Origin of the sequence: Mesorhizobium sp. M4B.F.Ca.ET.089.01.1.1 (genome assembly GCF_004022605.1) — a bacterium.
GTDB lineage: Bacteria > Pseudomonadota > Alphaproteobacteria > Rhizobiales > Rhizobiaceae > Mesorhizobium > Mesorhizobium abyssinicae.
Genome location: NZ_RZOS01000189.1, coordinates 1 through 10,388, shown reverse-complemented (window position 1 = coordinate 10,388; position 10,388 = coordinate 1). Strand labels below are relative to the sequence as shown.

5 protein-coding genes and 1 pseudogene are annotated in these 10,388 nt (G+C 66.0%); 4 read left to right on the top strand and 2 right to left on the bottom strand.

The window, feature by feature from the left end:
• From EN780_RS18450 to EN780_RS18440, 3 genes are all read left to right on the top strand, one after another.
• Window positions 1-4,858, top strand: a 4,858-nt coding sequence (locus EN780_RS18450) for a glucoamylase family protein (protein WP_281035371.1), incomplete at its 5' end; no start/stop codon positions are given.
• 354 nt (window positions 4,859-5,212) lie between these two features.
• The gene (locus EN780_RS18445; RefSeq protein WP_128274934.1) at window positions 5,213-6,982 is read left to right on the top strand and encodes a glucan ABC transporter ATP-binding protein/ permease; all 1,770 of its coding nucleotides are present in this window, start codon (window positions 5,213-5,215) and stop codon (window positions 6,980-6,982) included.
• A gap of 228 nt (window positions 6,983-7,210) precedes the next feature.
• A complete protein-coding gene (locus tag EN780_RS18440; RefSeq protein WP_128274933.1) occupies window positions 7,211-7,963 on the top strand; it encodes a heme ABC transporter permease in 753 nt (250 codons plus the stop codon).
• Here EN780_RS18440 and EN780_RS18435 read toward each other — a convergent pair whose 3' ends face one another.
• Window positions 7,964-9,022 (bottom strand): D-TA family PLP-dependent enzyme, encoded by a 1,059-nt coding sequence (locus EN780_RS18435; RefSeq protein ID WP_128274932.1) that lies wholly within the window; start codon window positions 9,020-9,022, stop codon window positions 7,964-7,966. It lies immediately after the preceding gene.
• Window positions 9,023-9,177: 155 nt separating this feature from the next.
• Between EN780_RS18435 and EN780_RS18430 the strand changes: the two genes are divergently transcribed.
• Window positions 9,178-9,864, top strand: coding sequence for a D-lyxose/D-mannose family sugar isomerase (locus tag EN780_RS18430; RefSeq protein ID WP_128274931.1), 687 nt, complete (start codon window positions 9,178-9,180; stop codon window positions 9,862-9,864).
• A gap of 221 nt (window positions 9,865-10,085) precedes the next feature.
• Here the strand turns inward: EN780_RS18430 and EN780_RS18420 are convergent.
• Window positions 10,086-10,388 (bottom strand): annotated as a pseudogene (locus EN780_RS18420) (RDD family protein); the annotation flags it as partial.

Sequence of the window (10,388 nt, the reverse complement as noted above, 5' to 3'; positions counted from 1 at the left end):
GTCGTGCACATGCGCCTCGCACAATGACGAGAACGCGGTCGAGGCCTTGCGCGCCAAGCTGCTCGCGTTGCGCGAGCGCACCCGCCGCTACGCCTTCGAGATGGATTTCTCCTTCCTGATGCGGCAGGAGCGCAAGCTGCTGTCGATCGGCTACCGGGTCGAGGAGCATCAGCTCGACGAGAGCTGCTACGACCTGCTCGCCTCGGAGGCGCGGCTGACCAGCCTGTTCGCCATCGCCAAGGGCGACCTGCCGACCGAGCACTGGTTCCGGCTAGGCCGGCCGATCGTCGAGATCGGCTTCCAGGGCGCGCTGATGTCCTGGTCGGGCTCGATGTTCGAGTACCTGATGCCGCCGCTGGTGATGAAGGAGCCGCATGGCTCGATCCTCAACCAGACCAGCAAACTGATCATCAAGCGCCAGATCCAGTACGCCCGCTCCAAGAACGTGCCGTGGGGCATTTCGGAAGCGGCCTACAACGCCCGCGACCGCGAGTTGACCTACCAGTACACCAATTTCGGCGTGCCCGGTCTCGGCCTCAAGCGCGGCCTGGGCCAGAACACGGTGATCGCGCCCTACGCGACGATCCTGGCGGCGCAGTTCAATCCGCGCGAGGCGGTGCACAATCTCGCCCGGCTGAAGGCGATCGGCGCGCTCGGCCGGCACGGCTACTACGACGCGGTCGATTTCACCCCGCAGCGTGTGCCGGAGGGCACCCATGCTGTGGTGCTCAACTACATGGCGCACCATTCCGGCATGTCGATCGCTGCCGTCGCCGACGCCATCTTCGAGGGCCGCCTGCGCGATCGCTTCCACAGCGATCCGGTGATCGAGTCGGCCGAACTGCTGCTGCAGGAGAAGGCGCCGCGCGACATTCCGGCCGCCACCGTCAGGACCGAGGCCGACGAGCGCGCCAAGGACGAGACCGAGACCGAGAGCCCGGACACGCGCGTCATCCTCGACCCGGCCAAGGCACTGCGCGCCACCAATGTCATGTCCAATGGCCGCTATTCGGTCATGGTCACCGCCACCGGTTCCGGCTACAGCCGCTTCGGCGAGCTTGCCGTCACCCGCTGGCAGCCGGATCCGAGCGAGGACCGGCTGGGCTCCTACATCTTCCTGCGCGATGCCGGCACCGGCGACTGGTGGTCGGCGACGTCGGAGCCGCGGCGCGCCGACCATGAGCGCGTCCAGACCCTGTTCTCCGATGACAAGGCGAGCTTCGTCAAATCGGTCGGATCGCTGCGCTCCGAGGTCGAATGCATCGTCATCTCGGAAGGCAACGGCGAGGGCCGCCGCGTCACCCTCTACAATGACGGCGCCACGGACCGGCACATCGAAGTGACCTCCTTTGCCGAGCTGGTGCTGGGCAACGAAGCCTCCGACAACGCCCATCCGGCTTTCTCGAAGATGTTCGTCGAGACCGAGATTGCGCCCAACAATGGCGCGATCTTTGCCATCCGTCGCAAGCGCGACAAGAACGACCCCGACATCGCCATGGCGCATTTCGTCACCGATCCTTCGGGGCCTTCGCGCGATGCCGAGGCCGAGACCGACCGGCGCGCCTTCATCGGCCGCGGCCGCACCATCGTCGACGCGGCAGCTTTCGATCCGGGCGCCAAGCTCGGCGGCCATTCGGGCTTCACGCTCGACCCCGTCGCCTCGCTTCGCCGCCAGGTGCGTGTGCCCGCCAACAAGAAGATCTCGCTGACCTTCTGGACCATCGTCGGCGCCAGCCGCGCGGAACTCGACGAAGCGGTTGCCCGGCTCGACCATCCGGAAAGCTTCGCCCGTCAGGCGATGCTGGCCTGGACCCGCAGCCAGGTGCAGACCCGCCATCTCGGCCTCAGCCTGACCGATGCCGCCAATGTGCAGAAGCTGGCGCGCTATCTGATCTATCCCGATCCGTTCCTGCGCCTGCCGGCGGATTCCATCGCCTCCGGGCTCGGCAAGCAGTCAAGCCTGTGGCCGACCAGCATCTCCGGCGACTTCCCGATCTTCCTGGTCCGCATCGGCGACGTCGCCGACCTGGAGATCGTCGCCCAGGCGCTGCGCTTCCAGGAATACATGCGGGCGCGCGGCATGATGATCGACTTCGTCGTCGTCAACGAGCAGGCATCGTCCTACGTGCAGGACCTGCAGCGGGCGGTCGAGACGCTGTGCGAGAACAGCCGCCTGCGCGGCAAGGAGCTCGGCCCGCGCCAGCACATCTTCGCCGTGCGCCGCGACCTGATGGACGAGGCCACCTACAAGACCCTGCTGGCGGTCGCCCGCGTCGTTCTACACACGCGTAACGGCACCATCTTCGACCAGATCGAGCGCGCCGAGGCGGCGGCACTGCAGGCGCGCGACGCCCTGCAGCAGGCCGGTGGCGTCGGAGCTGCATCGACCTTGCCGGCCATTGCGCCGCCGCCATTCGCGGCGCCAGGGCCGGCGAGCGCCAGTGCCGATGGCAGCGGGTTGAACCTCTGGAACGGTTTTGGCGGCTTCGACGGCGACGGCCGCCACTATGTGACGCGTCTCACCGGCCGGCGTACGACGCCGCAGCCCTGGATCAACGTCATCTCCAACGCCTCGTTCGGCTTCCACGTCTCGGCCGAGGGCGCCGGCTTCACCTGGAGCCGCAACAGCCGCGACTACCAGCTGACGCCATGGTCGAACGACCCGGTCACCAATCGGCCGGGCGAGGGCATCTACATGTACGACCAGGCCAGCGGCAAGGCGTTCTCGCCGATGGCGGCGATCGTGCGCGATCCGGCCATGACCTACGAGACATGGCATGGCCAGGGCTTCTCGACGTTCCGCTCGAAACGCGGACCGCTGTCGATGGACCTGACCCAGGTGGTCGACCCGGCCGACCCGGTCAAGATCACCCGGCTGCGCATCCAGAATGCGGGGCCCGTGCCGGCCAGGCTGCGCGTCTATGCCTATGCCGAATGGGTGCTGGGCGGTCATCGCTCGCGGACGGCGGCGACCATCGTGCCGACCAGGGATGCGGCGACCGGCGCCCTCCTGGCGCAGAACCCGTATGGGCTCGACTTCAGCGAGCGGGTGGCGTTCCTTGCCGCTGCCGGCGCCGTCCAGTCGGTGACAACCGACCGCGGTGAGTTCATCGGCCGGCACGGCAGCAGCGAATATCCTCAGGCCGTGCTTGCCGGCGCTGCCCTGTCCGACCGCGTCGAGGCAGGCGACGATCCCTGCGCGGCGATTGCCAGCGACATCGACATCCCCGCCGGCGGCGACGTCACGCTCATCTGGCTGCTCGGCGACGCGGCCACGCCCGCCGAGGCGAGCGCGCTGGTTCAGGGCCATCGCGGCAAGGATTTCGACCAGCGGCTGGCCGACAACGAACGCGTCTGGCGCGGCTTCCTCGACACCATCCAGGTCGAGACGCCCGACAAGGCGCTCAACGCCATGGTCAACCACTGGCTGCCCTATCAGAGTCTGGCCTGCCGCATCCGCGCCCGTTCCGCCTTCTACCAGGCGAGCGGCGCCTTCGGCTTCCGCGACCAGTTGCAGGACACGCTGGCCTTGCTGGCGCACGATCCGAAACTGGCGCGCGACCAGATCCTCAACGCGGCGCGCCGGCAATTCCCCGAAGGCGACGTGCAGCACTGGTGGCTGCCGCGCACCGACGCCGGCGTGCGCACCATGATCTCGGACGACGTCGTCTGGCTCGCCCACGCCACCGCCCGCTACATCGACGTGACCGGCGATGCGGCGATCCTCAAGGAGCAGCTTCCCTTCATCGACGGGCAGCCGCTCGGCGAGGACGAGCACGATGCCTTCTTCACGCCGGAGGTCTCCAAGACCACCGCCTCGCTCTATGATCACTGCGCGCGGGCGCTGGATCTCGCCATCAAGCGCAGCAGCCCCGCCGGCCTGCCGCTGATCCTCGGCGGCGACTGGAACGACGGCATGAACCGCGTCGGCGAGGGCGGCAAGGGCGAGAGCGTGTGGCTGGGCTGGTTCCTGCTGAAGACGCTGGGCGACTTTGCCCCGGTGGCCAAGGCGCAAGGTGACGCCAAGCGGGCGCAGGCCTGGAACAAGCATGCCGACGCGCTGAAACGGGCGCTGGAGACCACAGCCTGGGACGGGCAGTGGTACCGGCGCGGCAGCTTCGACGACGGCACGCCGCTCGGCTCGCATGACTCAAAGGAATGCAAGATCGACTCCATCGCCCAGTCGTGGAGCGTGCTTTCAGGCGAGGGCGACCCGGCGCGTTCGACCACGGCCATGCACCAGGCGACCAAGATGCTGGTCGACGACGAGCTCAAGATCGTCAAGCTGTTCACACCGCCCTTCTCGAAGACCGAGAAGGACCCCGGCTACATCAAGAGCTATCCGCCCGGCGTGCGCGAGAATGGCGGCCAGTACACCCACGCGGCCACCTGGTTCGTCATCGCGCTGGCCGAGATGGGCCGCACCGACGACGCCTACCGCTGCTTCTCGATGCTGAACCCGGTCAATCACGCCTCGGACGAGGCGGCGGCCGAGCACTACAGGGTCGAGCCCTATGTCGTGGCGGCCGACATCTATGCCGGCGAAGGCAAGGGCGGTCGCGGCGGCTGGACCTGGTACACGGGTTCCGCCGGCTGGCTGTACCGCGCGGCGGTCGAGGGCATTCTCGGCATCGAGCGGCGCGGCAAGCACATCACATTCAGGCCGAAGCTGCCCGGCCACTGGGACGGCTATGCGGCGACGCTCAAGATGCTGGGCGCGGAAGTCAAGGTTCGCGTCATCCGCGACAAAAAGACCAAATCCATCTCGCTCGAAGTCAATGGAACCAAGACAAAATCCTCGTCTTTCGAGCCGAAGGCCGGCGAGGCGAGTGAGGTTGTCGTCAAGATACCTGCGTAAAATCAATGACTTGATGCTAGAAGCGCGCGCCCTTCGGGGCGCGCGTTCTTTTTGCGCCGTTATTTGCGCATGCGCTTTGCCGGCATGCGGGCGGGCGCATTAGCTTCCGCTACGCAAGCTCTTGGTGATTAAAAATGTGGCAGCTCCCGGCTGCTGCCATGATTTCGCCGCAAGGCTGACATTTCACCTTTTATCTCAAACCGTTAGGTGATCACGGCAGATTTCGCAGCGTCGTCATCTTTTGTTCGCAGAATGGGAACGGAAGAGCTAGACGGGCATTGTTTTGCGACCCGTTAACCGGTACGTGTCAAGAAATGGTGCACTGCACAATGAAAGTTTGGCGGAGTAGCTGAAGTGTCACTTCTGCAGATCTACTGGAGAGCCCTGGGTTATCTGGCTGCCGACAAGAAGCGCGTCGCGCTGATTTGCGCCGCCAACGTCGCCCTCGCCGCGATCGCGATCCTCGAACCGATCCTGTTGGGCCGGGTGATCGGTGCCATCTCTGAAAACGGCCCGGTGTTTTCGACGCTCGCCGTCTGGGCTGCTCTCGGCGCGTTCAACGTCATCGCTGTCGTGCTGGTGGCGCGCGGCGCCGACCGCTTCGCCCATGCCCGCCGCTCGGAGGTGCTGTGCCAGTCCTTCGAGCGCGTCATCACCATGCCGCTCGCCTGGCATCACCAGCGCGGCACGTCTAATTCCCTGCAAACGCTGTTGCGCGCCATCGAGACCCTGTTCAGCCTGTGGCTCGAATTCATGCGCGTGCATCTCTCGACGGCTATCGCGCTGGTGCTTTTGGTGCCGACCGCGCTTGCCATGGACATTCGCATGTCGCTCGTGCTGCTTGGCCTTGGCGTGCTCTATGTCGCCATCGGCCGCATCGTCATGCGCCGCACCAAGTCCGGGCAGACCGCCGTCGAGCGCCATTACCACACGGTGTTTGCCCATGTGACCGACAGCGTCAGCAATGTCGCCGTGCTGCAGAGCTACAACCGCATCGGCCATGAGACCGCGACGCTGAAGCGCTACGTCAAGGATCTGCTGGACGCCCAGAAGCCGGTGCTCGACTGGTGGGCGATCGCCAGTGCGCTGAACCGGCTGTCGTCGACCATCTCGATGATGATCGTGCTCTCGATCGGCGCCTACCTCGTCACCCGTGGTCAGCTCCGCGTCGGCGACGTCGTTGCCTTCATCGGCTTTGCAGGGATGCTGATCGCCCGCCTCGATCAGGTGTCGGCTTTCTCCAGCCAGATCTCCGAGGCGCGCGCCAAGCTCGAGGACTTCTACCGTCTCGAGGACTCTGCCGCTGACACCGCCGAGCCGGACGGCCTGCGCGAGTTGGCCAACGTCACCGGCCACGTCCGCTTCGAGAATGTCGGCTTCGAGTTCGCCAATTCGGGCCAGGGCGTCGACGACGTCTCCTTCGAGGTCCAGGCCGGTCAGACGGTTGCCATCGTCGGTCCGACCGGCGCCGGCAAGACGACGCTCATCAACCTCTTGCAGCGCGTCTTCACGCCGTCCAGCGGCCGTATCCTGATCGACGGCATCGACACCCGCTCGGTGACCCGCAAGTCGCTGCGCCACTCGATCGCCACCGTGTTCCAGGATGCCGGCCTGCTCAACCGCTCGATCGAGGACAACATCCGCGTCGGCCGCGCCGAAGCGACCTACGACGAGGTGCACGCCGCCGCCAATGCCGCCGCCGCCCAGGATTTCATCCTGTCGAAGAGCAGCGGCTACGACACCGTCGTCGGCGAGCGCGGCGGCCAGCTTTCGGGCGGCGAGCGCCAGCGCATCGCCATTGCCCGCGCCGTGCTCAAGGACGCGCCGATCCTGGTGCTCGACGAGGCGACCAGCGCGCTCGACGTCGAGACCGAGGACCGCGTCAAGGAAGCGATCGACGAGCTGCGCCGCAACCGCACCACCTTCATCATCGCCCACCGCCTCACCACCGTTCGCGACGCCGACTTGGTCGTGTTCATGGACAAGGGCAGGGTGGTCGAGCAGGGCGGCTTCGCCGAGCTGTCGCTCCGCAACGGCCGCTTCGCCAGCCTGCTGCGCGCCGGCGGCCTGCTCAACGACGAGGAAGTCCGCCGCCTCAGCCGCACGGTGACGGAAGCGGCGTAACCAAGCGCCTTACTCTTCTCCCTTGTTGTGGGAGAGGTGGCCGCGAAGCGGCCGGATGAGGGGTGCTCCAGCTTGGCATAGCCTTGCGGCGAACCGCCTCATTTCCTCCAACACCCCCCATCCGTCTCGGCGCTGCGCGCCGATCCGCCTTCTCCCACAAGGGGAGAAGGGGAGGCTGCGACAACCGCTCGATTGCCCAACACACGCCGCCGGTCTATTTAAAGCCGCATGAGCGACACCACTTCACGCCTGAGCCGCTGGGCCGACCTCGCCAACCCGACGCGCTTCGTCGGGCTGGCCGACAGGCTGGTGCCTTGGCTGGCCGCGGCCGCGGCGCCCCTTCTTGCCGCCGGGCTCTATATGAGCTTCACCGCGCCAGAGGATTTCCAGCAGGGCATCACGGTGCGCATCATGTACATCCACGTGCCTTTCGCCTGGCTCGCCATGATGTGCTACTCGCTGATGGCGGTTTCTGCGCTCGGCACGCTGGTCTGGCGCCATCCGCTGGCCGACGTCGCGCTGAAATCGGCGGCCCCCATCGGCGCCACCTTCACCGCGCTTGCGCTGGTCACCGGCTCGATCTGGGGCAAGCCGATGTGGGGCACCTGGTGGGTGTGGGACGCAAGGCTCACCTCGGTCTTCGTGCTGTTCTTGATGTATCTCGGCATCATCGCGCTGACCCGCGCGCTGGATGACGTCAGCCGCGCCGCCTGGGCCGCCGCCATCATCACCCTGGTCGGCTTCATCAACATCCCGATCATCAAATTCTCGGTCGACTGGTGGAACACGCTGCACCAGCCGGCCTCGGTGTTCCGCATGGGCGGCTCGACCATCGACGCCTCCATGCTGAGGCCGCTGCTGGTGATGGCGCTCGGCTTCACCGTGCTGTTCTTCGCCCTGCATTTGATGGCGATGCGCACGGAGATTTTCCGGCGCCGGGTGATCGCGATGCGCAGGGTCGCGGCGCGCCAGGCTAACTGATCAACCCATCCGTCCCCGCGCCGCCACCGGCAGCGTTTCCAGCACCTTGTCGCCGTCGATCAGATGCACCTGGTCGAACAGGTTCGTCACCACGCAGCAATGGTCCGGCACCACGCGAACGCGCTCGCCGATGCGAAGCTTTGCATCGCCGGAAAGCGTGACGTTGCCGTGTTCCTCGCTGAGGCCCGTCACCCTCGCGCCCGGCATACCCAGCAACTCGCCGAAATCGGCCAGCCCCAGCGTGTCGCTGGACAGCGCCTTGCTGCCGCTATCGAGGATGGCGCGGGTCGGCGTCGGGTGGCTGACCACGGTGGCGAGCACCGTCAGCGCGCAATCGTCGAGGCTGCCGACGCCTTTGGCGACCTGGTAGCGGTCCAGGTAGATGTAGGTGCCAGGCCGGTATTCGGTGACGACGCTATCGTCGCCCGAGCGCCACATGTCCGGCGTGCCGCCGCTGGAGATGCGCTGGCACTCGAGCCCCGCCGCGGCAAGGGCCTGCTTGGCCCCTGCCAGCCATGCCTCCGCCTCCGCCTGCTTGCCGGCAGCCGGATAGGTCATCAGCCCGCCGAAGGTCAGCCCCTTGGCGCTGTCGACCGCCTTCGCCAGCGCCAAGGCTTCGGCCGCCGTCTGGACGCCGCAGCGGCCCATGCCCGTATCGCACTCAACCAGCACCTGAAGCGGGTGACCTGCATCGGCAAAGGTCGCGGCAAGCCCTTCCAGCGTCTCCTTGCTGTCCGCCGTCACCGAAAGCGTCACCCGGCCATGCAGCGCCTTCAGCCGCCCCAGCTTGGCGCGCCCGAGAATGTTGTAGGGGAGAAAAATGTCGGTCAGGCCGGCATCGGCCATCACCTCGGCCTCGCCGATCTTCTGGCAGGTGATGCCGACCGCCCCGGCCGCCACCTGCTTCTTCGCCCAATAGGGGAGCTTGTGGGTCTTGATGTGCGGCCTGAGCTTCAGGCCATGACGATCGGCATGCGCCTGCGCCTTCCTGATGTTGGCTTCGGCGCGTGCGGCATCGATCAGGATCGCCGGCGTATCGAGGTCGTCTATGCTTGGCATGAGATTGTCACCACCACAAAAACCGGTCGCGTTATGGCCCCGATCCGGCTCGATGTCACGAGGCCAGAGCCGTCGGTTTGCGTCGACAGCCGACCGGCATTGAGCTATTCGGATTGGCAGATTGCAGCAGTCAGCGGCCGGAAGGAAGGGAACCCATGAAGCGCTCCAAAATCAACGACATCATCCGCGAAGCCGACGCCTTCATCCGCTCCTTCGGCTATATCATGCCGCCCTTCGCCTATTGGTCGCCTGAACAGATGAAGGCGCATAAGGGAGACTCTTCGGCGATCTTCACCTCGCGCCTCGGCTGGGACATCACCGACTACGGCCAGGAGAAGTTCGACGAGCTCGGTCTGTTCCTGTTCACCGTCCGCAACGGCCGCTACGAGGACATGAAGCTCGGCATGGGCATGCTCTATGCAGAGAAGATCATGATTTCGCGCAGGGACCAGCTCTCGCCGATGCACCGCCACAACATCAAGGCCGAGGACATCATCAACCGCGGCGGCGGCAAGCTGGTGCTGGAACTGTTCATGCACGACCGCGACGGCGGCATCGATCCCAAGGCCGAAGTGTCGGTGCCGGTCGACGGCACCATCCACAGACTGCCGGCGGGCGGGCTGTTGAAGCTCGATCCGGGCCAGAGCGTCACGCTTTTGCCCGGCGTCTGGCATGCCTTCTGGGCCGAGGGCAAGGACGTGCTGATCGGCGAGGTCTCGACCGTCAATGACGACCTCACCGACAACGTCTTCCGCGAGCCGATCGGCCGCTTCTCCAACATCGACGAGGACGTCGCGCCGCTGCATCTACTGGTGTCGGACTACGAGAAGTGGGTGCGGTAAGAAATCAGCCCAGCGAGCCAGGCTTCGGTTCAAAAGTATTGTGAGTCGGCGCTGCCCCTCATTGCCCTGCCGGGCATTTCTCCCCGTATAGTGACGGGGAGAAAGGACTTGTCGCGTGGGGTTTCGCCAACCGCAGGCGCGGCTATGGCCTTCTCCCCGTTTACGGGGAGAAGGTGCCCGAAGGGCGGATGAGGGGCGGCGCCAAGTTCCAGTATCTGCCGCTACCGCGCATGCTTGTCCGCCTTGCGGTTGCCGAGCAGCAGCTTGCGCTCGAGATGCGCCCTGAGCTCGCCGTAGTAGGCCGTGAGGAACGCCCTGGAATCCGGCGCTTCGATCGTCACGCCGATCTTCTTCCCGATCATGTCGGCCACTGTCTTCAGCGCGAAATAGTCGTCGCGGCGTAGCACCTCTTCCAGCTTGTGCAGTTCGGCGATGCCGTAGGCATCGAGCTGGGCCGGGCTGAAACGGAAACGGGCGGCGACCGGGTCCTGCCTGCGCGACAGGTCTTCGACCAGCTTCAGCTT

Bases quoted from the DNA above. Each gene is read 5' to 3' on its own strand.
- EN780_RS18435 (WP_128274932.1), bottom strand. From the start codon at position 9,022: ATGCCAAGCATAGACGACCTCGATACGCCGGCGATCCTGATCGATGCC.
- EN780_RS18440 (WP_128274933.1), top strand. From the start codon at position 7,211: ATGAGCGACACCACTTCACGCCTGAGCCGCTGGGCCGACCTCGCCAAC.
- EN780_RS18430 (WP_128274931.1), top strand. From the start codon at position 9,178: ATGAAGCGCTCCAAAATCAACGACATCATCCGCGAAGCCGACGCCTTC.